Annotated in this window: 21 protein-coding genes and 3 tRNA genes; 19 read left to right on the top strand and 5 right to left on the bottom strand. The window is 62.2% G+C overall.

Annotation, left to right across the window (positions count from 1 at the left end):
- Nucleotides 1–14 precede the first annotated feature (14 nt).
- Together LB557_RS01025 and LB557_RS01020 are read left to right on the top strand one after the other, a co-directional pair.
- Nucleotides 15–239 carry a hypothetical protein gene (locus LB557_RS01025; protein ID WP_015318009.1) on the top strand — a complete coding sequence of 75 codons (225 nt, stop codon included), beginning with the start codon at nt 15–17 and terminating at the stop codon, nt 237–239.
- A 291-nt stretch (nt 240–530) separates the two neighbouring features.
- The gene (locus tag LB557_RS01020) at nt 531–836 is read left to right on the top strand and encodes a BA14K family protein (RefSeq protein WP_140720544.1); all 306 of its coding nucleotides are present in this window, start codon (nt 531–533) and stop codon (nt 834–836) included.
- Between the two features lie 67 nt (nt 837–903).
- On the opposite strand, the gene LB557_RS01015 is transcribed toward LB557_RS01020, so the two are convergent.
- Both LB557_RS01015 and bhcR read right to left on the bottom strand, forming a co-directional pair.
- Nucleotides 904–1,320: a hypothetical protein gene (locus tag LB557_RS01015; RefSeq protein ID WP_224642892.1), complete on the bottom strand. Its 417-nt coding sequence runs from the start codon at nt 1,318–1,320 to the stop codon at nt 904–906.
- A 100-nt stretch (nt 1,321–1,420) separates the two neighbouring features.
- The gene (gene bhcR / locus LB557_RS01010) at nt 1,421–2,242 is read right to left on the bottom strand and encodes an HTH-type transcriptional regulator BhcR (protein WP_023773060.1); all 822 of its coding nucleotides are present in this window, start codon (nt 2,240–2,242) and stop codon (nt 1,421–1,423) included.
- Nucleotides 2,243–2,449: 207 nt separating this feature from the next.
- On the opposite strand from bhcR, the gene gcl reads away from it, so the two are divergent.
- The 3 genes from gcl to LB557_RS00995 all read left to right on the top strand — a co-directional run bounded on the left by gcl (nt 2,450) and on the right by LB557_RS00995 (nt 6,200).
- Nucleotides 2,450–4,231 (top strand): glyoxylate carboligase, encoded by a 1,782-nt coding sequence (gene gcl / locus LB557_RS01005; RefSeq protein WP_224642891.1) that lies wholly within the window; start codon nt 2,450–2,452, stop codon nt 4,229–4,231.
- A 171-nt stretch (nt 4,232–4,402) separates the two neighbouring features.
- Nucleotides 4,403–5,200: a 2-oxo-tetronate isomerase gene (gene otnI, locus LB557_RS01000; protein WP_224642890.1), complete on the top strand. Its 798-nt coding sequence runs from the start codon at nt 4,403–4,405 to the stop codon at nt 5,198–5,200.
- Nucleotides 5,201–5,288: 88 nt separating this feature from the next.
- On the top strand, nt 5,289–6,200 hold the full coding sequence (locus tag LB557_RS00995; RefSeq protein ID WP_224642889.1) for a 2-hydroxy-3-oxopropionate reductase: 912 nt from the start codon (nt 5,289–5,291) through the stop codon (nt 6,198–6,200).
- 120 nt (nt 6,201–6,320) lie between these two features.
- Here LB557_RS00995 and LB557_RS00990 read toward each other — a convergent pair whose 3' ends face one another.
- Complete coding sequence (locus LB557_RS00990; RefSeq protein WP_140823557.1) at nt 6,321–7,169, bottom strand: TrmH family RNA methyltransferase; 849 nt, start codon at nt 7,167–7,169, stop codon at nt 6,321–6,323.
- Between the two features lie 200 nt (nt 7,170–7,369).
- On the opposite strand from LB557_RS00990, the gene LB557_RS00985 reads away from it, so the two are divergent.
- Nucleotides 7,370–7,454 (top strand) — tRNA-Tyr (locus LB557_RS00985).
- An 89-nt stretch (nt 7,455–7,543) separates the two neighbouring features.
- Nucleotides 7,544–7,617: transfer RNA gene (locus LB557_RS00980), tRNA-Gly, on the top strand.
- A 78-nt stretch (nt 7,618–7,695) separates the two neighbouring features.
- On the opposite strand, the gene LB557_RS00975 is transcribed toward LB557_RS00980, so the two are convergent.
- Complete coding sequence (locus LB557_RS00975; protein ID WP_015318001.1) at nt 7,696–8,160, bottom strand: YidB family protein; 465 nt, start codon at nt 8,158–8,160, stop codon at nt 7,696–7,698.
- 131 nt (nt 8,161–8,291) lie between these two features.
- Here LB557_RS00975 and LB557_RS00970 point away from each other — a divergent pair, with 131 nt between their 5' ends.
- Nucleotides 8,292–8,549 (top strand): GlsB/YeaQ/YmgE family stress response membrane protein, encoded by a 258-nt coding sequence (locus tag LB557_RS00970; RefSeq protein WP_015318000.1) that lies wholly within the window; start codon nt 8,292–8,294, stop codon nt 8,547–8,549.
- A gap of 109 nt (nt 8,550–8,658) precedes the next feature.
- Here the strand turns inward: LB557_RS00970 and LB557_RS00965 are convergent, their stop codons facing one another.
- Nucleotides 8,659–9,546, bottom strand: coding sequence for a DMT family transporter (locus LB557_RS00965; protein WP_224642888.1), 888 nt, complete (start codon nt 9,544–9,546; stop codon nt 8,659–8,661).
- 293 nt (nt 9,547–9,839) lie between these two features.
- Between LB557_RS00965 and tuf the strand changes: the two genes are divergently transcribed.
- From tuf to rpoB, 11 genes are all read left to right on the top strand, one after another.
- Entirely contained in the window at nt 9,840–11,015 is a 1,176-nt protein-coding gene (gene tuf, locus LB557_RS00960; protein WP_015317986.1) for an elongation factor Tu, read from the top strand.
- Nucleotides 11,016–11,179: 164 nt separating this feature from the next.
- On the top strand, nt 11,180–12,826 hold the full coding sequence (locus LB557_RS00955; protein WP_411970517.1) for a hypothetical protein: 1,647 nt from the start codon (nt 11,180–11,182) through the stop codon (nt 12,824–12,826).
- A 96-nt stretch (nt 12,827–12,922) separates the two neighbouring features.
- The gene (locus LB557_RS00950; RefSeq protein WP_140720536.1) at nt 12,923–13,405 is read left to right on the top strand and encodes a group II truncated hemoglobin; all 483 of its coding nucleotides are present in this window, start codon (nt 12,923–12,925) and stop codon (nt 13,403–13,405) included.
- Nucleotides 13,406–13,596: 191 nt separating this feature from the next.
- Nucleotides 13,597–13,672: transfer RNA gene (locus tag LB557_RS00945), tRNA-Trp, on the top strand.
- A 360-nt stretch (nt 13,673–14,032) separates the two neighbouring features.
- A complete protein-coding gene (gene secE, locus LB557_RS00940) occupies nt 14,033–14,236 on the top strand; it encodes a preprotein translocase subunit SecE (protein WP_013531408.1) in 204 nt (67 codons plus the stop codon).
- Between the two features lie 27 nt (nt 14,237–14,263).
- A complete protein-coding gene (gene nusG / locus LB557_RS00935; protein WP_015317996.1) occupies nt 14,264–14,791 on the top strand; it encodes a transcription termination/antitermination protein NusG in 528 nt (175 codons plus the stop codon).
- A gap of 175 nt (nt 14,792–14,966) precedes the next feature.
- Nucleotides 14,967–15,395, top strand: a complete 429-nt coding sequence (gene rplK, locus LB557_RS00930) for a 50S ribosomal protein L11 (RefSeq protein WP_010909262.1) — start codon at nt 14,967–14,969, stop codon at nt 15,393–15,395.
- Between the two features lie 4 nt (nt 15,396–15,399).
- Complete coding sequence (rplA, locus tag LB557_RS00925; RefSeq protein WP_140620687.1) at nt 15,400–16,098, top strand: 50S ribosomal protein L1; 699 nt, start codon at nt 15,400–15,402, stop codon at nt 16,096–16,098.
- Between the two features lie 407 nt (nt 16,099–16,505).
- On the top strand, nt 16,506–17,024 hold the full coding sequence (rplJ, locus tag LB557_RS00920) for a 50S ribosomal protein L10 (RefSeq protein ID WP_015317994.1): 519 nt from the start codon (nt 16,506–16,508) through the stop codon (nt 17,022–17,024).
- 54 nt (nt 17,025–17,078) lie between these two features.
- The gene (gene rplL, locus LB557_RS00915; RefSeq protein ID WP_015317993.1) at nt 17,079–17,456 is read left to right on the top strand and encodes a 50S ribosomal protein L7/L12; all 378 of its coding nucleotides are present in this window, start codon (nt 17,079–17,081) and stop codon (nt 17,454–17,456) included.
- A 266-nt stretch (nt 17,457–17,722) separates the two neighbouring features.
- Entirely contained in the window at nt 17,723–21,859 is a 4,137-nt protein-coding gene (rpoB, locus tag LB557_RS00910) for a DNA-directed RNA polymerase subunit beta (protein ID WP_015317992.1), read from the top strand.
- Nucleotides 21,860–21,900 lie beyond the last annotated feature (41 nt).

Here is a 21,900-nt window from a genome sequence, read left to right as displayed (position 1 = left end):
TCCAGGAGATCATCATGTTCAAGCGCAGTTTCGTTTCCAGCATCGTCGCCATCGTCGTTGCAACCGGCGCGCTCGCCGGCACCGTTCAGTCTTCGTCGGCTCACGGCATGCATCATCATCATCGTCATTTCGACGACTACCTCTACTACCAGGATTACCCGGACTATCCGGATTACTGGTGGGTCTATGGCCATCACCATCATCGTCATCACCACCACCGCCACATCATCCTCTACTGAGCGCAGCCTGGCGGCTTGATTGAAACCTCCAGCAAAGGGCGGCTTCGGCCGCCCTTTTCTCATCGAACGCGGCGCTTCCAGTCGCCGTCACGGACGATGACCGATCGGCGCAAGGTGCCTGAAGTGCCGGAATGGAAGATCAACGTCGGCGAGGGTCGCCACGCCTTTTCAGCTAGCGAATTCCTGCTCTTCGAAAAAAATCAAAACCCCGTCGAACCTTTTTCCTTGCCGCAACGACAGATCATCAAGAGGCGGATGGCTCGCCTCTCCAAACGAAGCAAGGAGATCATCATGTTCAAGCGCACACTCGTTTCCGGCCTCATCGCCACCACCGTCGCCGCCACCGCTTTGGTCGGCACCGTCCAGCCCTCTGCTGCCCACTCGCATCACCACGGCCTCGGCATCGGCATCGCCGCCGGCGTCGGCGGTTTCGTTCTCGGCAGCCTGCTTGCCCAGCAGCAGCCGCGCACCGTCTATGTCGAGGAAGATGGCGGTTCCTGGCACGTCCGCCGCTGCTTCGATCGCTACTCCAGCTACGATCCGGACTCCGACACCTATATCGGCCGTGACGGCTACAGCCATTACTGCCGGCTCTGAGTGGCGGCGGGCGACTGGAAAGAGGCGTTGCGAGGCAGCCCCTCTTCGTCGTTTGAAGACCGTCTTTCTAGAGGTGCATCTTCGGGTCGAGGATCGGCAGACCGGCCGCGCGGCAGGTGCCGCCAATCTGAAGCCGGGCAGCCTCGGTCTCGTCGCCCATCGCGACCAGTTCGAAGTGGCTTGCGGCGTCCGGGTAGACCTTGGCGATGAATGGCTTGTCGCCGACGCCGGACGAGGCATTGACGGTGCCGCAAACCACGATCTCCTGGCGGCCATCAAGCATTCGCTCGCCTGCTAACATGGTTCCGAAACTGGCGGAGGCTGAATCCGGCAGCCGCTGGCGGATACCGGCCGTGATGATCTCCTCCAGCGCGAGCGAGATCGGGATGGGATTGACCCGCTGGTCGCCGGTATCGGGTCGTGGTGCCGCCGCCACACATCCGCACAGCGAAACGGCAAGCAGAAGCTGAACCACTTTCCTCATGCGCGCCCTTTCGCATGCATTCGAACGCGACGGCAAGACGGTCAAATCCCATGCAGCCGGCGGCATGCAGCGATTTCGGCGCGTCTAGTCTATCCCTTGATCAGCCTGCCTTCGAGCCGCCGATCATTTTCGTCACTTCGGCCGCCGCGTCGCGCACCAGCGGGCCGATCTCGGCCAGCCGCTCGGGCGTGACCCGCACCGTCGGCCCGGACACGGAAACGCCGCCGATCGGCTCGCCATACTCGTTGAAGATGGCGGCGGCCACGCATCGCATGCCGGGATGGCGCTCCTCGTCGTCGACCGACCAGCCGCGATGCTTGATGACGGCCAGATCGTGCGCGAGGGCGGAGATGTCGGAAAGGGTCTTGTCCGTATAGCGCTGCAGGCCCGCCTTGCGCAGGATGGTTCCGACGCGCTCCGGTTCGAGATGTGCCAGCACCGCCTTGCCGATTCCCGAGGCATGGAAAGGGCTGCGCGTACCCGGCCGGAAGAAGGCGCGGATCGCCTGGTGCGTCTCGACCTGGTTGACGAAGACCACGCAATCGTCTTCCGCGACGCCGAGATTGGCGGTCTCGCCGGTCTTCTCCATCAGTTCCTGCATGACGATACGGGCGCGGTCGACCAGCTTGCGGCGGCGCAGGAACGCCGCGCCCATGCGGTAGGTCTCGACGCCGATCGACCAGAGCTGGTCCGATGTATCGAACTCGACCATGCCGTGATTTTCGAGTGTCGTCAGCATGCGGTAGGCGGTGGAGGCGGCAAGCCCGCTCTGCGCAGATATCTCGCTCAGCGACAGGCCGCTGCCTTCCGCGACAATGGCCAGGATACGCAAGGCCCGGTCGAGCGACTGCACCGAGGCAGCTTCGGCCGGACCATTGAAGGCGCGCGGGCGGCCACGCTGACGTTTTTCGCTCGTTTCCATGGCTGGCATTCTCGACCGTTTCTCCCAAGATGCAATGAAAAAGTTTTTCATGAAATTCTCGGTGCAAATCCTGGAAAAGGGAAAAGGAAACAAAATCAGTTGGTAAGAGCCGTTTATTAGAAATGAAAAAATATTCTGAAAAAATTGAAAAAGCGCCCGCCCGGTGACATCCTTAGCCATCCAACAATCATCTCGTGGAGGCTGGAAATGGCCAGGATGCGCGCTGTCGATGCCGCTGTTCTCGTTCTCGAAAAGGAAGGCATGTCCTGTGCCTTCGGCGTGCCGGGTGCGGCGATCAATCCGCTGTACTCGGCATTGAAGGCGAGGGGCACGATCCGCCATGTCCTTGCCCGCCACGTCGAGGGCGCCTCGCATATGGCCGAAGGCTATACCCGAGCCAAGGCGGGCAATATCGGCCTCTGCATCGGCACGTCGGGGCCGGCCGGCACCGATATGATCACCGGGCTCTATTCGGCCGCGGCCGATTCCATTCCGATCCTGTGCATCACCGGCCAGGCGCCGCGCGCGCGGCTGAACAAGGAGGATTTCCAGGCTGTCGACATCGCCGCGATCGCTGCGCCCGTCGCCAAATGGGCGGTGACGGTGATGGAGCCCTATCTGGTGCCGATGGCGCTGCAAAAAGCGTTCCATTTGATGCGCTCATCGCGGCCGGGTCCGGTGCTGATCGACCTGCCGGTCGACGTCCAACTGGCCGAGATCGAGTTCGACATCGATGCCTATGAGCCGCTGACACCATTCAAGCCGGCGATGACGCGCGCCCAGGCCGAAAAGGCGCTTGCGATGCTCAACGCGGCCGAGAAGCCGCTGATCGTTGCCGGCGGCGGCATCATCAATGCCGACGCGTCCGACCTGTTGATCGAGTTTGCCGAGATCACGGGCGTTCCGGTCATTCCGACGCTGATGGGTTGGGGGGCGATTCCTGACGATCACCGGCTGATGGCCGGCATGTGCGGGCTGCAGACCTCGCACCGCTACGGCAACGCCACCATGCTGGAAGCCGATTTTGTCTTCGGCATCGGCAACCGCTGGGCCAACCGTCACACCGGTTCGGTGGACGTCTACACCAAGGGCAAGAAATTCATCCATGTCGACATCGAGCCCACACAGATCGGCCGTGTCTTCGCCCCCGATCTCGGCGTCGTTTCGGATGCCGGCGCTGCACTGAAGATGCTGCTCGACGTCGCCACCGAGTGGAAGACGTCGGGCAGGCTGCGCGATTGGTCGGGCTGGGCCAGGGAATGCCAGGGCCGCAAGAAGACGATGAAGCGCAAAACCCACTTCGAACAGGTGCCGCTGAAGCCGCAGCGTGTCTACGAGGAGATGAACAAGGCGTTCGGCCGTGACGTCACCTATGTCACCACCATCGGCCTGTCGCAAATCGCCGGCGCGCAGTTCCTGCATGTCTACAAACCGCGCAACTGGATCAATTGCGGCCAGGCCGGCCCGCTCGGCTGGACGCTGCCGGCCGCACTCGGCGTGCGCGCCGCCGATCCCGAGCGCACCATCGTGGCGCTGTCGGGCGACTACGACTTCCAGTTCATGATCGAGGAACTGGCGGTCGGTGCGCAGCACAAGCTGCCCTATATCCACGTCGTCGTGAACAATGCCTATCTCGGCCTCATCCGCCAGGCGCAGCGCGGCTTTTCGATGGACTATGAGGTCAGCCTTGCTTTCGAGAACATCAACCGGGCCGACGATCCGGAGGCGGGCTATGGCGTCGACCATGTCGCCGTCGCCGAGGCAATGGGCTGCAAGGCGGTCAGGGTGCGCAAGCCGGAGGAATTCGCCGGCGCCTTCAAGCAAGCGCAGCGGTTGCTGAAGGAACACCAGGTTCCGGTCGTGCTCGAATTCATTCTCGAACGGGTCACCAACATCTCGATGGGGACCGAGATCGACAAGATCACCGAATTCGAAGACCTTGCCGAACATCAGGAAGACGCGCCCACCGCGATCGTGATGCTGGACTAAGCCATGCTGATATTCAGGTGAGGCCGGCCTGCAAACGGCGGCTTCCTGCGCTTCCGGTGCTCACGTACGAAAAGTACGCTCCGCTCCGGTTCTCGGAAACCACCATTTTCGACTCGGCCTGACCTGAATCTCAACACGGCTTTGGCTCCAGGCAAGAAAAGGAGAAAAAGAATGCCGCGTTTTTCAGCCAATCTGTCGATGCTCTTTGGCGAGCATGATTTCCTCGACCGTTTCGATGCCGCCGCCCGCGCCGGCTTCAAGGGGGTCGAATATATCGGCCCTTACGATCATGCGCCCGAGGTGGTCGCCGCCCGACTGAAGAAGAATGGCCTGACGCAGGTGCTGTTCAACCTGCCGGCGGGCGACTGGGCCAGGGGCGAGCGTGGCATCGCCGTGCTGCCGGACCGCGTGCCGGAATTCCGCCAGGGCATTGCCAGGGCGATCGCCTACGCGCAGGCACTTGGCTGCGGGCAGGTCAACTGCCTGGCCGGCATCGCGCCAGCCAGCGTCGACCGCAAGGTGCTGGAGGATGTCTTTGCCGAGAACCTGGCTTTCGCGGCGGAGAAACTCGACCAAGCCGGCATCAAGCTGCTGATCGAGCCGATCAACACCCGCGATATCCCGGGCTTCTTCCTCAACTATTCCGACCAGGCGCTGGCGCTGATCGACCGCGTCGGCTCGAAGAACCTGTTCCTGCAATATGACATCTACCACATGCAGATCATGGAAGGGGATCTCGCCCGTAAGATCGAGGCAAACCTCGGCCGCATCGCGCATATCCAGCTTGCGGACAATCCCGGCCGTCACGAGCCGGGGACGGGCGAGATCAACTATCCCTTCCTCTACGAACATATCGACCGGATTGGTTATGCCGGCTGGATTGGCGCGGAGTACAAGCCGAAGGCAGGGACGGAGGCCGGTCTGGGGTGGTTCAGGGAACTGACCGGGCAGGGAAGTGCTGCCGCTTAGCTGCCAAGAATCTTGCAATTCAGGTCGCGTTCTGTTGCGCCCCCTCTGGGCGTGAAGGAACGCGATCTGACAAAAACGGAGAGAAGCAATGGAAACCATCGGCTTCATCGGGCTGGGCATCATGGGCGCGCCGATGGCGGGGCATCTGCTGGCGGCCGGCTACAGCGTCATCGTCAGCGACCACCGCTCAAAACCGCCGGCCGATCTCGTCGCCAAGGGTCTGAAGTCGGTCGCCGGCCATGCCGCCGTCGCGAGGGCCGCCGAGATCATCATCCTGATGGTTCCCGACACACCGCAGGTGGCCGATGTGCTGTTCGGCGACAACGGAGTCGCGTCCGGCCTGGCCAAGGGCAAGCTGGTGATCGACATGAGTTCGATCTCGCCGATCGAGACAAAGGACTTCGCGAAAAGGATCAACGATCTCGGTTGCGACTATCTCGACGCGCCGGTTTCCGGCGGCGAGATCGGTGCCAGGGCGGCTTCGCTTACCATCATGGTCGGTGGTGAGGAACCGGCCTTCGAGCGCGCAAAACCCGTGTTCGAGAAAATGGGCAAGAACATCACTTTGGTCGGACCCAATGGTGTCGGCCAGACCACCAAGGTCGCCAACCAGATCGTCGTCGCGCTGACCATTGAAGCGGTCGCCGAAGCGCTTGTTTTTGCCTCAAAAGCTGGGGCCGACCCAGCCAAGGTCAGGCAGGCGCTGATGGGCGGGCTGGCCGCCTCGCGCATTCTCGAAGTACATGGCGAGCGCATGGTCAAGCGCACCTTCGCGCCGGGCTTTCGCATCGAACTGCACCAGAAGGATCTCAACCTGGCGCTGGAGGGTGCGAAGGCGCTTGGTGTGTCGCTGCCCAACACCTCGACCGCCCAGCAACTGTTCAATTCCTGCGCCGCCAATGGCGGCGCGAAGGAAGATCATTCCGCGCTGGTGAGGGCGCTGGAGCGGATGGCGAATTTCGAAATCGGCAAGGAGGCAAGGGAAATCAAAGCGGCATAGGTCGGAAGAGGGCGGCGTAACGTTCCCAGGCCGTCAACTTCCGTCTTAACCCAGCAACGGGTTCCGGCAAGCATCGCCGGGACCCGTTTTGATTTCTGGCGGGAGGCTTGCCGCTTCCAGTCAGCCGCGCTTCAGAAATGCCCGCGCCGCATAAAGGCTCACCGCCGCCGCGTTCGACACATTGAGCGAGCGGATGGCGCCGGGCATGTCGAGCCTGGCCAGCGTCGTCACCGTCTCGCGCGTCTTCTGCCGCAGGCCCTTGCCCTCGGCGCCGAGCACCAAAGCGATCCTGTCGCCGGCAAAGCTGGTTTCAAGCTCAGCCGGCCCGTCCGAATCGAGCCCGATGGTCTGGAAGCCCGCTTCGTGCAACTGGCCGAGCGCATCGGCGAGGTTCTTCACCTCGACCTGGTCGATATGCTCAAGCGCACCGGAGGCGGATTTTGCCAGCACGCCTGATTCCTGCGGGCTGTGGCGCGCCGTGGTGATCAGCGCGCCAGCGCCGAAAGCGACCGCCGAACGCAGGATGGCGCCGACATTGTGCGGGTCGGTGACCTGGTCGAGCACCAGCACCAGCCTTGTGTCGCCAAGTGCGTCGAGGCGCTTGGGCTTCAGCGGCTCGGCCTCGATCAGCACCCCCTGGTGCACAGCGTCCGATCCGGTAATCTTGTCGATGTCCCTGGGTTCGACCAGTTCAGCCTTGAAGGGCAGGGCGGCGAGATCGGCGATCTCGAGCCGTTCGGCCGCATTGCGCGTCACCAGCATTTTCTTGATCCGGCGGCGCGGATTGTCGAGTGCCGCGCGCACCGTATGCAGGCCATAGAGCCGCACCAGCCCGTCGGCTGCGTTTTCGCCTGGTGGCACTGGTTGCCGTGGCTTGAACGCCGGCGCGCCGCCGCTCTTCTCGTCGCGGAAGGCGCGGCGCAGCTTGGCGTAATGGGTGTCTTTGGGAGTGTTGGAATTGTTGCTCATGGCCGGCTTCTATAGCCGTGTCCTCCGGCCAAGGATATGCCCTGTCGCCGCAGCCGGCGAACAACATCGAAAAACCGTGGCCGCGCGGTTGACACCCAATGGGCTTGCCGCCATAAGGCGCTTCGCTGGTTTCGGAGAAGACATCTATCTCGGGTCCGGATCGGCAAGAATGCCTCGTTGCATGGCTCCGGCGGCAGACTGGAGAGGTGCCCGAGTGGTTAAAGGGGACGGACTGTAAATCCGTTGGCTTAGCCTACGTTGGTTCGAATCCAACCCTCTCCACCACTGCCGGCCCGGAAGCCTGAAACGTGAAAGCATCGGAGGCGAAAAGCGCATGGCGCTTTTCCGGGAAATCCGATACTTCAGTGCAAGGCGCGGGTATAGCTCAGTGGTAGAGCAGCAGCCTTCCAAGCTGAATATGCGGGTTCGATTCCCGCTACCCGCTCCAAATTTTCAGCGAAACAACCGGCAAGCCGAAACACTGCGCGGCAGGCGCGCAGCGCTTCAGGCATTGGTGGGCGCCGCGTCAGCTGTTGAAGGCGGAGGCGACCTGGTGCTGTTGCGGTACCTGGCCGTTCGGGGTCAGCTTGTCGACGATGCCGGGCAAGGCGGCCGATAGCTGCTTGAGCAGCTCCTGCTCGTCGAGCCCCGTCCTTTGGGCGATCTCGCGAATGACCTGCGGTCCGATCGCGTTGCCCAACTCATTGGCCCCGATTGACTGGTTCTGCCCGGTGCCGACCCAGGAGTCGGCGACATTGCCATGGCCGGCGTTCTTGAGCTTGTCGAGCAGCCCGCCCAGTCCGCCGAGCAGCCCACCGTCACCGGACGCGGTTCCGACAGGCGTGGGATCGGCGGGCGCCGGCGCCTGAGCCTGGTCCGGCTGTTCGGCGCTTCTGCCGCTCAGCATCTTCCCAACCAGCAGCGCACCGAGCGCGATCATCAGCGGTTTGGTGATATTGCCGCCGGGAACGGCGTTGTCAAAAAGTCCCATAGTGGATCCTCCATTTCAACCAAGCCCAGCCCGTCTTCAACAATGGCGCATTCGGGCGGAATTTCAAGCTGGCTTGAGCTTTTGACAATCATATGAAAATGTCTGGTTGGCGGAGGAATGGAGAGGAAAAAATGGGTATCATCAGCTGGATCATTCTCGGCGTCATTGCCGGGTTCATTGGCAGTAAGATCGTCAACAAGACCGGTCAGGGCATGATCATGGATATCGTGCTCGGCATTGTCGGCGCCATCGTCGGCGGGCTGATCTTCAGCGCCTTCGGTGCTTCGGGTGTGACCGGCCTCAACATCTATAGCCTGATCGTCGCCGTCGTGGGTGCCGTCGTGGTGCTGTGGGCCTATCATCAGTTCGCTGGCAAGCGGACCATCTAGACGCAATCGGCGGATTATCAGCTGCCGAATTCTGAATTGCGATGATCCGCCGTCGGTGCTGACCGCGCTCACGGTATCGGAAACTATTATGCCGGTGCGTAGCCGCGGATCAGGCAACCACGGCCAGCCGACGCTTGCGCTGGTCCAGCGACACGATGGTCAGCCCACTGGCGACAACCAGCAGGATGCCGCAGACCGCCAGTGCATTGGGGAATTGCCCGAACACCAGCAGGCCCGAAATGACGGCCCAGACCGTGAAGCAGTAATAGAACGGCGCCACCGCGCCGGTCGGCCCGACGCGATAGGCCATGAAGATGAAGAAGTGGCCGAAGATCAGGAAGAAACCGGCTCCCGCCATCAGCATCAGGTGGTGCGCCTCCGGCGCCACCCAGCGCTCGGAAACCAGATGCGCGGCGCCTGCTCCGATCAGGACCACGACGACCGCCGAGATCGCCACGATCATTCCTGGCACTTCGGCGGCGATCTTGCGGCCGGCCAGATCGCGCGCGGCGGCGAACGTCGCGTTGCCGAGCGCCAGCAAGGCATAGACCGAAATGCCTTGCATGGTCGGCTGCGCCACCATCAGCGCGCCGATGAAGCCCAGCCCGATCAGCGCCATGCGTTGGCCGCCGATGCGCTCGCCAAACAGGATCGAGGAGCCGACCAGCATCAGCAGCGGCGTGATCTGCCCCAACGCGGTGGAATCGGCGATCTGCATGTTGGCGAGCGCGACGACGTAACAGAGGATCGCCGCCAGTTCGAGGAGGTTCCTGCGCAGCACCCGCCTGTCGAAGATCAGCGGGATCTGCTTGCCGTAGCCGAGCGCAAACAACAGCGGAAAGCCCCACAGCGTTGCCGCGGCACCACGCAGGAAGAGCACTTCGTAGGAGGGCAAACCCGACGTGGCGAGCTTCATCATCGTGTCGTTGACCAGATACGACCCGGTCGAGACGATCATGAACAGCGGGCCGCGAACGGCAGTCGGGATGAAATGCATCGGCGCAGGAAATCAGACGCGGATCGCTGCCGCAATGGGCCATGAACCGCCGATAAATCCGACAGCGACTGACGTGGAGACCTAAGCAATCCTCGCTTTGCTCCCTCGGTTTTCGCCCATTCCATTTTCTACGGCGGATCCCCATATCAGCGCCACATCCCCGCAATCGGATCATGGGTTCTGGCCGAGTGAGATGGCGCCCGGGCAAAAGACGCTTGTGTTTTTTGGCCTTTATCGCTAATCGCCCCGCATTCGACTGAACTGAAGGTCCAGGCCGTCCAAGGAAAGAGACTATGGCAAAAGGTAAATTCGAGCGCACCAAGCCTCATGTGAACATCGGCACGATTGGTCACGTCGACCATGGCAAGACGTCGCTGACGGCGGCGATCACCAAGTATTTTGGCGAATACAAGCGCTACGACCAGATCGATGCGGCGCCTGAAGAGAAGGCGCGCGGCATCACGATCTCGACGGCTCACGTCGAATACGAGACCGCCAACCGCCACTATGCCCACGTCGACTGCCCCGGCCACGCCGACTATGTGAAGAACATGATCACCGGTGCCGCGCAGATGGACGGCGCGATCCTGGTCGTGTCGGCCGCCGACGGCCCGATGCCGCAGACCCGCGAGCATATTCTGCTGGCCCGTCAGGTCGGCGTGCCGTCGATCGTGGTGTTCCTGAACAAGGTCGACCAGGTCGACGACGCCGAGCTGCTCGAACTGGTCGAGCTCGAGGTTCGCGAACTGCTGTCGAAGAACGAATTCCCCGGCGACGACATTCCGATCGTCAAGGGTTCGGCGCTGGCTGCACTGGAAGATTCGGACAAGAAGATCGGCGAGGACGCGATCCGCGAGCTGATGGCTGCGGTCGACGCCTACATCCCGACGCCGGTTCGTCCGCTGGACAAGCCGTTCCTGATGCCGATCGAGGACGTGTTCTCGATCTCGGGCCGCGGCACGGTCGTCACCGGCCGCGTCGAGCGCGGCGTGGTCAAGGTCGGCGAGGAACTGGAGATCATCGGCATCCGTCCGACGACCAAGACGACCTGCACGGGCGTCGAAATGTTCCGCAAGCTGCTCGACCAGGGCCAGGCTGGCGACAACATCGGCGCGCTGCTGCGCGGCGTTGATCGTGAAGGTGTCGAGCGCGGCCAGGTTCTGGCCAAGCCGGGCACGGTGAAGCCGCACAAGAAGTTCGTGGCCGAAGCCTACATCCTGACCAAGGACGAAGGTGGCCGTCACACGCCGTTCTTCACCAACTACCGTCCGCAGTTCTACTTCCGCACGACCGACGTGACCGGCATCGTGTCGCTGCCGGAAGGCACCGAGATGGTGATGCCCGGCGACAACATCACGGTCGATGTCGAGCTGATCGTGCCGATCGCCATGGAAGAGAAGCTGCGCTTCGCCATCCGTGAAGGCGGCCGCACCGTCGGTGCCGGCATCGTCGTCACCATCAAAGAGTAATCGATCCGGCTGCTGCCGGTCTCGAAAACGAAAGGGCGGTCTTCGGGCCGCCCTTTTTCGTTTCAGACGCCTCGCAACGCAAGCATTGCGCGTTTGTTTCAAAGCTGTTGCAAGCGCCATGGCTGCAACTAGTATAGGTTGCACTGAGGGGAGCTTTGCCGACAGTGGTTCCAAGGCACCGTTTCGATGAGAAGGTATGGCGGTTATGGGCACTAGTTTGCCTCGCCGTCGCCATGGCTCTGCCCGTTTTGACAGCGCGAGCGGAGGATGGGCCTCTCGACATCCCGCCCATGCGCTTCGTCGTCGTGCGCAGCAACGCTCCGGGATGCGAACCCAATTGTCCTGAATGGATATCGGCGGACGGCACCATCGACGCGGGCACGCCGTCGCTCCTCAAGCGCACGCTCAAGGCGCTCAAGGGAAGGCAATTGCCAGTCGTCGTCAATTCGCCCGGCGGCAACGTCGACGCCGCGCTGGCACTCGGCCGTATGATCCGCAAGAACAAGCTCGATATCGCCGTCGGCGTGACGGTTTTTTCCGATTGCCAACCGCAAACAAAAAACTGCGGGGACAACAAGGGCAAGAGTGCCGATTATTTCGGTACGGCCTATGACGACGGAGCCATGTGCAATTCGGCCTGTCCGCTAATGTTTTCCGGCGGTGTTCGCCGCTTCGTCGGAGATTTCGGCTATCTCGGCGTCCACCAGATCACCACCACATACCAGCGGGAGAAGCTGCTCTACCGGACCACGTACCGGATCGTGAACGGCAGGAAGAAGATCATCAGCACCAAGGTGGTCAGCCGCAAAAACGCTGGGAGCTACAAAACCTACGAAATGAGCAGGACCGTCGAGAAGACGCTTTCGGCGTACCTGAAGGAAATGGGGATAGCAGACGGCGTACTGGAAATCATGAAGGCCACGCCGGCCAGTGAGATTCGTCAGATTCCCCTCGACGACATGGTGAGGATGAAGTTGGTCACCAGCCGGGACGCAGTGGATCTGTTGACCGCCGCCAGCCTCTGCGGCCTGGCCCAGCCGGCCACGAACTGCCGGCAAATAGCTGGACCCGCAAGCAAGACGACGCCATCGGCCGCAGCCAGGCTTATGGCTGCCGTTCAACGGGATACCGCGAGGGCCGGCGGGGACATGCGGTTTGTCGTCGTTCGCGGCAGCAATCCGCTGTGCGATCCCGATTGTCCGGAATGGATATCGGCCGAAGGCGCGATCACGAACCAGGCGCCGCGGAAGCTGCGGCAGTTGCTGGTCACGCTTGGCGATCGGCGGCTGCCTGTCGTCATCAGCTCACGCGGAGGCGACCTGCCCAGCGCTCTCGCAATGGGGCGGCTTATCCATGAAAGAAAGCTCGACATCGCCGTTGCCCGGACCGATTTCGTCGACTGTGACCCCGGCGCGTGGAACTGCCTGGCCACGGAAGGAGCCTATGCCGGATTGAGCATCGATGCGGGGGTGGAGTGTGATTCCGCCTGTGCGTTAGTGGTCGCTGGCGGCGCCAGACGGCTAGTCGGTCCCCGGGCGCGGCTCAGCCTGTATCCGATGGGACAGAAGCTGGTGGTCAAGGCCTACCTCGACGAGATGGCGATCAGTCCCGCTCTGTTCGCAACAATCGAACGACGCCCGACCGAGAGGGAACTTGGCCCAGACACCATGCTCAAGCTTGGACTGACAACGGGACGGCAATCGGTCGACGCGCTGACCGGCTCCACGATTTGCAAGGCTGTTGCCAAGCCCGCCAATTGCCCGGGCCTGCCAGCCGCCAATGCACAGGCCGACGCGCCCGCCAGGCTGTAGAGCACGGCGATGTCAGGGGAACTGCCCATCGAGGCAGGTTGAGCCATATCCGATTTCCGCTATCGTCGCGACGGCGGGGCCGGCGAAGGATCGAGAATGAGCCAGGACGTTCCGACACTCTACGAATGGGCCGGAGGCGGCGAGGCGCTGAACCGGCTGACGCAAACCTTCTACGACAAGGTGGCACGAGATCCGGTCGTTGGCCCGGTGTTCAAGCACATGTCGCCGGACCACCCCGCCCATGTCGCGGCCTTCATCGGCGAGGTCTTCGGCGGACCGAAAACCTACAGCGAAACCTTTGGCGGCCACCGCGAAATGGTCATGCATCATCTGGGCAAGCATTTGACCGAGGAGCAGCGCCGCCGCTGGATCAATCTTCTCGCCGACGCGGCGGATGAGGTCGGTCTGCCGGACGATCCGGAATTCCGTTCAGCATTCATGGGCTACGTCGAATGGGGATCGCGGCTGGCCAAGATGAATTCCAATCTCGGCGAGACCTGCGATCCCGAGACCGAACCGATGCCGGCCTGGGGCTGGGGCGTGCCTGGCGGTCCGTATCGGGTGCCGGACGCAAAATAGCTTCGGCTGCCGGCGATACCTCTATGAATCGCGCGCCAGCCACTTCAGGCGGGAGCTGGAGATCGATGCCGAGGGGCTGGTCGCCGACCATCTCGATTTCTGGCGCAGGGGTTAAGCACGTTTGCCTGCAAACCGCTCTTTACAGAGCGCGCGGAAGCTTTTAGGAAGCGCCTGCGCCGAAGCGCGCGTGTACGGGCATAGCTCAGTTGGTAGAGCGGCGGTCTCCAAAACCGCAGGTCGTAGGTTCGAGCCCTGCTGCCCGTGCCATTTCCTAAGACTGGCATCAAAACGATATTTCGCGGGCTGCCTTTGAAAATCGGCGAGCCGCTTGCCATATTAGCCCGATTGGGGCATAAGGGCGCCATAGCCGGGACGGAACGACTGGATGGTTCCGAGGCGGCGTTTGGTCATAAAGCGGGCACTTGCCACTTGCGTGGATCAAGAATCGGTTTTATGTAGACGAAACAGACACGCGACGCGTGGAGCTGGGAAGCCGGCTTTACGCGTCTGATTTGCATGGGCGAAATGATCGCGCTGATTCGGCGCGAGATTGGGCTCAGGCGGCACGTCCCGGCCAGCGGGATCATCCAGGGGACCCGGCCAACGGGTCTTGAAGACAGGCGGCATATGGCTTCGAAAACCACAAATCCTTTCGTCTTTCTCCAGCAGGTGCGCGCGGAGACAGCCAAGGTGACTTGGCCGTCGCGCCGCGAGACGATGATCTCGACGGTCATGGTTCTGGCCTTTGCTGTGATTGCGATGATCTTCTTCTTCACCGCCGATCAGCTCATGGGCCTCGCGGTCGAGCAGATTCTGGGCATTGGACGCTAAGTCCGGCGATTAGGAGAAGTCGAAAAAATGGCTACGCGCTGGTACATCGTCCACGCCTATTCGAACTTCGAGAAGAAGGTCGCCGAGGACATCGAGAACAAGGCCAAGCAGAAGGGCCTGTCCGCCGATATCGAGCAGATCGTGGTGCCGACCGAGAAGGTGGTCGAGGTTCGTCGCGGCCGCAAGGTCGACGCCGAGCGCAAGTTCTTCCCGGGCTACGTGCTCTTGAAGGCCAACTTGACCGACGCCGTGTTCTCGCTGGTCAAGAACACGCCGAAAGTCACAGGTTTTCTCGGCGACTCCAAGCCGGTGCCGATCACCGAGGCCGAAGCCCAGCGCATCCTGAACCAGGTGCAGGAAGGCGTCGAGCGGCCGAAGCCCTCGGTCACTTTCGAGATCGGCGAGGCGATCCGCGTTTCGGATGGTCCCTTCGCGTCGTTCAACGGTTTCGTCCAGGAAGTGGACGAGGAGCGGGCGCGGCTCAAGGTGGAAGTTTCGATCTTCGGGCGCGCCGTGCCCGTCGATCTGGAATTCGGACAGGTCGAAAAGGGCTGATCCGAAATCCCTGATGCCGGTCCGGCGATCAGGGGAGGCGGCGCGGCAACGCGTGGCTTGAGAACGGTGGGAGGCGAAGGCGGCTTTAGCCGGCCGCAAGAACCGCACCACCAGACTGCAACCGCCGGTGTTTCCCAGATCGTGGGGCCGGCATTAGACAAAGGCAGGAAAAGAGATGGCTAAGAAAATTGCAGGCCAGCTCAAGCTCCAGGTCTCCGCGGGATCGGCCACGCCGTCTCCCCCGATCGGCCCGGCACTTGGTCAGCGTGGCATCAACATCATGGAGTTCTGCAAGGCGTTCAACGCGCAGACCCAGGAAATGGAAAAGGGATCGCCGGTTCCGGTCGTCATCACCTATTACCAGGACAAGTCGTTCACCTTCGTCATGAAGACGCCCCCGGTGAGCTACTTCCTGAAGAAGGCTGCGAACCTGAAGTCGGGCTCGAAGGAGCCGGGCAAGGTCAAGGCTGGCACGGTTTCGCGCGACAAGGTTCGCGAAATCGCGACCGCCAAGATGAAGGATCTGAACGCGAACGACGTCGAAGCGGCCATGCGCATGGTCGAGGGCTCCGCCCGCTCGATGGGTCTGGAAGTGGTGGGCTAAGATCATGGCAAAGATTGCAAAGCGTGTATCGAAGACCCGTGAAGGCATCGATCCCAACAAGGCTTACGCGCTCGGTGATGCGCTGAAGCTGCTCAAGGATCGTTCCTCGGTCAAGTTCGACGAGACCATCGAAGTGGCCATGAACCTCGGCGTAGACCCGCGTCATGCCGACCAGATGGTTCGCGGCGTGGTCAACCTGCCGAACGGCACCGGCCGCTCGGTCCGTGTCGCCGTGTTCGCCCGTGGCGACAAGGCCGAAGAGGCCAAGGCCGCCGGTGCCGACATCGTCGGTGCCGAGGATCTGGTCGACATCGTCCAGAAGGGCACGATCGATTTCGATCGCTGCATCGCCACGCCGGACATGATGCCGCTCGTCGGCCGTCTCGGTAAGGTGCTCGGCCCGCGCGGCATGATGCCGAACCCGAAGGTCGGCACCGTCACCACCGATGTCGCCGCGGCCGTCAAGGCTTCGAAGGGCGGCGCGGTCGAGTTCCGTGTCGAGAAGGCCGGCATCGTTCATGCCGGTGTCGGCAAGGTCTCTTTCGACGTCAAGGCGCTGGAAGAGAACGTCCGTGCCTTCGCCGATGCGGTGACCAAGGCAAAGCCGGCTGGCGCCAAGGGCAACTACGTCAAGAAGGTGTCTGTCACCTCGACGATGGGCCCGGGCCTCAAGCTCGACGTCGCGACGCTCGCCGCGTCCTGATTGGATTTGGATTGGCCTTTCGAAGGCTGATCCGTGACTGAATTCCGGGCCTTGGATTTATCCTGGGCCCGGTACCGGAAGCCGGAAGGCTTCCGGACATCCTGTCCGAGATTGCGGGCGGCCCGAACCTTGATTCAAGAGGAGGGCCTTAATTCATGTGGGCCTGCATGAGACGGGTGAAAACCGGACAACGGAGCAACAAGCTCCAATGAAAGGTTCGAACCGTGTTTGCCTTTTGTCTGCGCATCGCCGGCTTTGCCGTCGATGTGGCGAAAGGGGGCAGGATCCTCGATCGTCGTTCGGGAGATCCGTTACTGGATGGCCCGGCCGGCAAAAGGCAACCCGACGCCTGTCCTCGAAATGGGAATGTTCCCATTGGCAGGACTGGGGTCAACTGGAGATAGGCAGTGGACAGAGCGGAAAAACGCGAACTCGTCACGGGCCTGAATGATGCGTTTTCGGGCGCGGGTTCAGTAGTCGTGGCCCACTATGCCGGTATCACCGTCGCGCAAATGAACGACCTTCGGTCGAAGATGCGCGCTGCCGGTGGCACCGTTAAAGTCGCGAAGAACCGTCTCGCCAAAATCGCTCTTCAGGGCACGGACTCCGCATCGATCATCGAGCTGTTCAAGGGACAGACGCTGATCGCGTATTCGGAGGATCCGATTGCGGCGCCGAAGGTCGCGTCCGATTTCGCCAAGGGGAATGACAAGCTCGTCATTCTCGGCGGCGCAATGGGCACCACCTCGCTCAACGCCGACGGTGTGAAGGCACTCGCCACACTTCCGTCGCTCGATGAGCTGCGCGCCAGGCTGGTTGGCATGATCGCCACGCCGGCAACCCGGATCGCCCAGATCGTCAATGCGCCAGCGGCCTCGGTCGCGCGCGTCATCGGCGCTTACGCCCGGAAGGACGAGGCGGCATGAGGCCGTTCCTCGCTATCAAAAACACACGTTCGAACCTAACGAAGGAACACAACAATGGCTGATCTGGCAAAGATCGTAGACGACCTTTCGAAGCTGACCGTCCTCGAGGCGGCTGAGCTGTCGAAGCTTCTGGAAGAAAAGTGGGGCGTTTCGGCTGCTGCTCCGGTGGCGGTTGCCGCTGCTGGCGGTGCTGCCGCTGCTGCTGCTCCGGTCGAGGAAAAGACGGAATTCGACGTCGTTCTCACCGAGGCCGGCGCTCAGAAGATCAACGTCATCAAGGAAGTCCGCGCCATCACTGGTCTTGGCCTCAAGGAAGCCAAGGACCTGGTCGAAGCGGCTCCGAAGCCGGTCAAGGAAGGCGTTTCCAAGGCCGACGCTGACAAGTTCAAGGCCCAGCTGGAAGCAGCCGGCGCCAAGGTCGACCTGAAGTAAGCGTAAAAAGCGGCGGGCGGCCTCGCGCCGTCCGCCACTCCCTTGGGTGATCAGGGGAGGCTGCGTGACGCGAGATGTACGAGAACCTCTTTCTTGAGGGCCGTAACCCGGCCTTCAGGAAACGGGTTTTCTCCCGTTTTAGCCGGTAACCGCCAAGCAATTGGAGAGGCGGCCGGAGAACAGACAGAGAGCCGCCGCCCAGGTGGCTCAGTATGCAAGACGAACCGCGGCGAGGTTCGTCCCGAGTTTAGAGCTAAGGAGCGACGATGGCCCAGACCCAGACTTTCAATGGCCGCAGACGCGTACGCAAGTTCTTCGGGAAGATCCCGGAAGTTGCGGAGATGCCGAACCTTATCGAGGTTCAGAAGGCATCCTATGACCAGTTCCTGATGGTGGACGAGCCCAAGGGCGGACGTCCCGACGAAGGACTGCAGGCTGTTTTCAAGTCGGTCTTCCCGATCTCCGATTTTTCCGGCTCCTCCATGCTGGAGTTCGTGAAGTACGAGTTCGAAGGACCGAAATTCGACGTTGACGAATGCCGTCAGCGCGACCTGACCTATGCCGCGCCGCTGAAGGTGACGCTGCGCCTCATCGTGTTCGATATCGACGAGGATACCGGTGCCAAGTCGATCAAGGACATCAAGGAGCAGGACGTCTACATGGGCGACATGCCGCTCATGACCTTGAACGGCACCTTTATCGTCAATGGCACCGAGCGCGTCATCGTCTCGCAGATGCACCGCTCGCCGGGCGTCTTCTTCGACCACGACAAGGGCAAGTCGCACTCGTCGGGCAAGCTTCTTTTTGCCGCCCGTGTGATCCCCTATCGTGGCTCGTGGCTCGACATCGAGTTCGATTCCAAGGACGTCGTGCACGCCCGCATCGACCGTCGCCGCAAGATTCCGGTGACGTCGCTGCTGATGGCGCTTGGCATGGACGGCGAGGAGATCCTGTCGACCTTCTACAACAAGATCACCTACAAGCGCGCCGGTGACCATTGGCGCATTCCCTTCAACGTCGAGCGTTTCCGCGGCCTCAAGGCCGTCGGCGACCTGGTCGATGCCGACACCGGCGAGATCGTCGTCGAGGCGGGCAAGAAGATCACCGCTCGCCAGGCACGCCAGCTCGGCGAAAAGGGTCTCAAGGCGATCAAGGCGACCGACGAGGATCTGCTCGGCAACTACCTGGCCGAGGACATCGTCAACTACGCCACCGGCGAGATTTTCCTCGAGGCCGGCGACGAGATCGACGACAAGACGCTCAAGGTGCTGCTCGGCACCGGCGAGCAGGAGATCCAGGTCCTCGACATCGACCATGTCAATGTCGGCGCCTATATCCGCAACACGCTCGCCGTCGACAAGAACGAGAGCCGCCAGGACGCGCTGTTCGACATCTACCGTGTCATGCGCCCGGGCGAGCCGCCGACGCTCGAGACCGCCGAAGCCATGTTCAACTCGCTGTTCTTCGACAGCGAGCGCTACGACCTGTCCGCCGTCGGCCGCGTCAAGATGAACATGCGCCTCGAGCTCAAGGCCGAGGACACCGTGCGCGTTCTGCGCAAGGACGACATCCTGGCCGTGGTCAGGACGCTGGTCGAACTGCGTGATGGCAAGGGCGAGATCGACGACATCGACAATCTCGGCAACCGCCGCGTGCGTTCGGTCGGCGAGCTGATGGAGAACCAGTACCGCGTCGGCCTGCTGCGCATGGAGCGCGCGATCAAGGAACGCATGTCCTCGATCGAGATCGACACGGTCATGCCGCAGGACCTGATCAACGCCAAGCCGGCGGCCGCCGCCGTGCGCGAGTTCTTCGGTTCCTCGCAGCTGTCGCAGTTCATGGACCAGACCAACCCGCTGTCGGAGATCACCCACAAGCGTCGTCTCTCGGCGCTTGGACCGGGCGGTCTGACCCGCGAGCGTGCCGGCTTCGAAGTGCGCGACGTGCACCCGACGCATTACGGCCGTATCTGCCCGATCGAGACGCCGGAAGGCCCGAATATCGGTCTGATCAACTCGCTGGCGACCTTCGCGCGCGTCAACAAGTACGGCTTCATCGAAAGCCCGTACCGCAAGATCGTCGACGGCAAGCTGACCAATGACGTCGTCTATCTCTCGGCGATGGAAGAGGCCAAGCACCATGTCGCGCAGGCCAACGCCGAGCTCGACAAGAATGGCGGCTTCGTCGACGAGTTCGTCATTTGCCGCAGCGCCGGCGAAGTGATGATGGCGCCGCGCGAAAACGTCGACCTGATGGACGTGTCGCCCAAGCAGATGGTGTCTGTTGCCGCGGCGCTCATCCCGTTCCTCGAGAACGACGACGCCAACCGCGCTCTGATGGGCTCGAACATGCAGCGCCAGGCCGTGCCGCTGGTGCGCGCCGAGGCGCCGTTCGTCGGTACCGGCATGGAGCCGATCGTCGCCCGTGACTCAGGCGCCGCCATCGGCGCGCGTCGTGGCGGCATCGTCGACCAGGTGGACGCCACGCGTATCGTTATCCGCGCCACCGAGGATCTCGATCCGGGCAAGTCCGGCGTCGACATCTACCGGCTGATGAAGTTCCAGCGCTCGAACCAGAACACCTGCATCAACCAGCGTCCGCTGGTGCGCATGGGTGACCGGGTCAACAAGGGCGACATCATCGCCGACGGTCCCTCGACCGAACTCGGTGATCTGGCACTCGGCCGCAACGTGCTGGTCGCGTTCATGCCGTGGAATGGCTATAACTACGAGGACTCGATCCTGCTCTCCGAGCGTATCGTGGCCGACGACGTCTTCACCTCGATCCACATCGAGGAGTTCGAGGTCATGGCGCGCGATACCAAGCTTGGTCCGGAGGAAATCACGCGCGATATTCCAAACGTCTCGGAAGAAGCGCTGAAGAACCTCGACGAAGCCGGCATCGTCTATATCGGTGCGGAAGTGCAGCCGGGCGACATCCTGGTCGGCAAGATCACGCCGAAGGGCGAGAGCCCGATGACGCCGGAAGAGAAGCTTCTGCGCGCCATCTTCGGCGAAAAGGCTTCCGACGTGCGCGACACTTCGATGCGCATGCCTCCGGGCACTTTCGGCACCGTCGTCGAGGTGCGCGTGTTCAATCGCCACGGTGTGGAGAAGGACGAGCGCGCCATGGCGATCGAGCGCGAGGAGATCGAACGCCTCGCCAAGGATCGCGACGACGAGCAGGCCATTCTGGACCGTAACGTCTATGCGCGTCTTTCCGACGTTCTCGTCGGCAAGGAAGCGATCGCTGGACCGAAGGGCTTCAAGAAGGGCTCGACGCTGTCCAAGGACACGCTCGACGAGTATCCGCGTTCGCAGTGGTGGCAGTTTGCGGTGGAGAACGAAAAGCTCCAGAGCGAACTGGAAGCCCTGCGTGGCCAGTACGACGATTCCAAGAAGGCGCTCGAACAGCGCTTCATGGACAAGGTCGAGAAGGTGCAGCGCGGCGACGAAATGCCTCCGGGCGTCATGAAGATGGTCAAGGTCTTCGTGGCGGTGAAGCGCAAGATGCAGCCCGGCGACAAGATGGCCGGCCGTCACGGCAACAAGGGTGTCGTGTCGCGTATCGTTCCGGTCGAGGACATGCCTTTCCTCGAGGACGGCACGCATGCCGATATCGTGCTCAACCCGCTGGGTGTGCCGAGCCGCATGAATGTCGGCCAGATCCTGGAAACGCATCTGGGCTGGGCCTGCGCTGGCATGGGCAGGAAGATCGGCGAGCTTATCGATGCGTACAAGACAGCCGGCGACATCAAGCCGCTGCGCAAGACGCTCGAGAGCTTCATGCCGGCCAACGACCGCAACGAGCCGGTTCGCGAATATGACGACGAGAGCATCGTTCGCCTGAGCGAGCAGATGCGCCGAGGCGTCTCCATCGCGACCCCGGTGTTCGACGGCGCGCATGAGGCTGACATCAACATCATGCTGGAGCAGGCGGGCCTGCACACCAGCGGTCAGTCGCAGCTCTATGACGGACGCACCGGCGAGCCGTTCGATCGCAAGGTGACGATGGGCTATATCTACATGCTCAAGCTTCACCACCTCGTGGACGACAAGATCCACGCGCGTTCGATCGGTCCGTACTCGCTCGTCACCCAGCAGCCGCTGGGCGGCAAGGCGCAGTTCGGGGGCCAGCGCTTCGGCGAGATGGAGGTCTGGGCACTGGAAGCCTACGGCGCCGCTTACACGCTGCAGGAAATGCTGACGGTGAAGTCGGACGACGTCGCCGGCCGCACCAAGGTCTACGAGGCGATCGTGCGTGGCGACGACACGTTCGAGGCAGGCATTCCCGAGAGCTTCAACGTGCTCGTCAAGGAAATGCGGTCTCTCGGCCTCAATGTCGAGCTCGAGAACACCAAGCTCGACGACAACCCGATCCGGCTGCCCGATGCTGCCGAATAGGGGCGCGGCCGAGTAAACAAGACATCCGGGCGCGGGAGAGG

Origin of the sequence: Mesorhizobium sp. BR115XR7A, from assembly GCF_020165315.1 — a bacterium.
GTDB lineage: Bacteria > Pseudomonadota > Alphaproteobacteria > Rhizobiales > Rhizobiaceae > Mesorhizobium > Mesorhizobium australicum.
The sequence above is the reverse complement of the archived record's forward strand: the minus strand, read 5'-3'. Positions and strand labels throughout refer to the sequence as shown.

Coding starts and splice junctions, on each gene's coding strand:
- LB557_RS00995 (WP_224642889.1), top strand. CDS start 5,289: ATGGAAACCATCGGCTTCATCGGGCTGGGCATCATGGGCGCGCCGATG.
- LB557_RS00950 (WP_140720536.1), top strand. CDS start 12,923: ATGAGCCAGGACGTTCCGACACTCTACGAATGGGCCGGAGGCGGCGAG.
- tuf (WP_015317986.1), top strand. CDS start 9,840: ATGGCAAAAGGTAAATTCGAGCGCACCAAGCCTCATGTGAACATCGGC.
- LB557_RS00970 (WP_015318000.1), top strand. CDS start 8,292: ATGGGTATCATCAGCTGGATCATTCTCGGCGTCATTGCCGGGTTCATT.
- rplA (WP_140620687.1), top strand. CDS start 15,400: ATGGCAAAGATTGCAAAGCGTGTATCGAAGACCCGTGAAGGCATCGAT.
- otnI (WP_224642890.1), top strand. CDS start 4,403: ATGCCGCGTTTTTCAGCCAATCTGTCGATGCTCTTTGGCGAGCATGAT.
- gcl (WP_224642891.1), top strand. CDS start 2,450: ATGGCCAGGATGCGCGCTGTCGATGCCGCTGTTCTCGTTCTCGAAAAG.
- nusG (WP_015317996.1), top strand. CDS start 14,264: ATGGCTACGCGCTGGTACATCGTCCACGCCTATTCGAACTTCGAGAAG.
- LB557_RS00990 (WP_140823557.1), bottom strand. CDS start 7,169: ATGAGCAACAATTCCAACACTCCCAAAGACACCCATTACGCCAAGCTG.
- LB557_RS01020 (WP_140720544.1), top strand. CDS start 531: ATGTTCAAGCGCACACTCGTTTCCGGCCTCATCGCCACCACCGTCGCC.
- rpoB (WP_015317992.1), top strand. CDS start 17,723: ATGGCCCAGACCCAGACTTTCAATGGCCGCAGACGCGTACGCAAGTTC.
- secE (WP_013531408.1), top strand. CDS start 14,033: ATGGCTTCGAAAACCACAAATCCTTTCGTCTTTCTCCAGCAGGTGCGC.
- rplL (WP_015317993.1), top strand. CDS start 17,079: ATGGCTGATCTGGCAAAGATCGTAGACGACCTTTCGAAGCTGACCGTC.
- LB557_RS01015 (WP_224642892.1), bottom strand. CDS start 1,320: ATGAGGAAAGTGGTTCAGCTTCTGCTTGCCGTTTCGCTGTGCGGATGT.
- rplK (WP_010909262.1), top strand. CDS start 14,967: ATGGCTAAGAAAATTGCAGGCCAGCTCAAGCTCCAGGTCTCCGCGGGA.
- bhcR (WP_023773060.1), bottom strand. CDS start 2,242: ATGGAAACGAGCGAAAAACGTCAGCGTGGCCGCCCGCGCGCCTTCAAT.
- LB557_RS00965 (WP_224642888.1), bottom strand. CDS start 9,546: ATGCATTTCATCCCGACTGCCGTTCGCGGCCCGCTGTTCATGATCGTC.
- LB557_RS01025 (WP_015318009.1), top strand. CDS start 15: ATGTTCAAGCGCAGTTTCGTTTCCAGCATCGTCGCCATCGTCGTTGCA.
- LB557_RS00975 (WP_015318001.1), bottom strand. CDS start 8,160: ATGGGACTTTTTGACAACGCCGTTCCCGGCGGCAATATCACCAAACCG.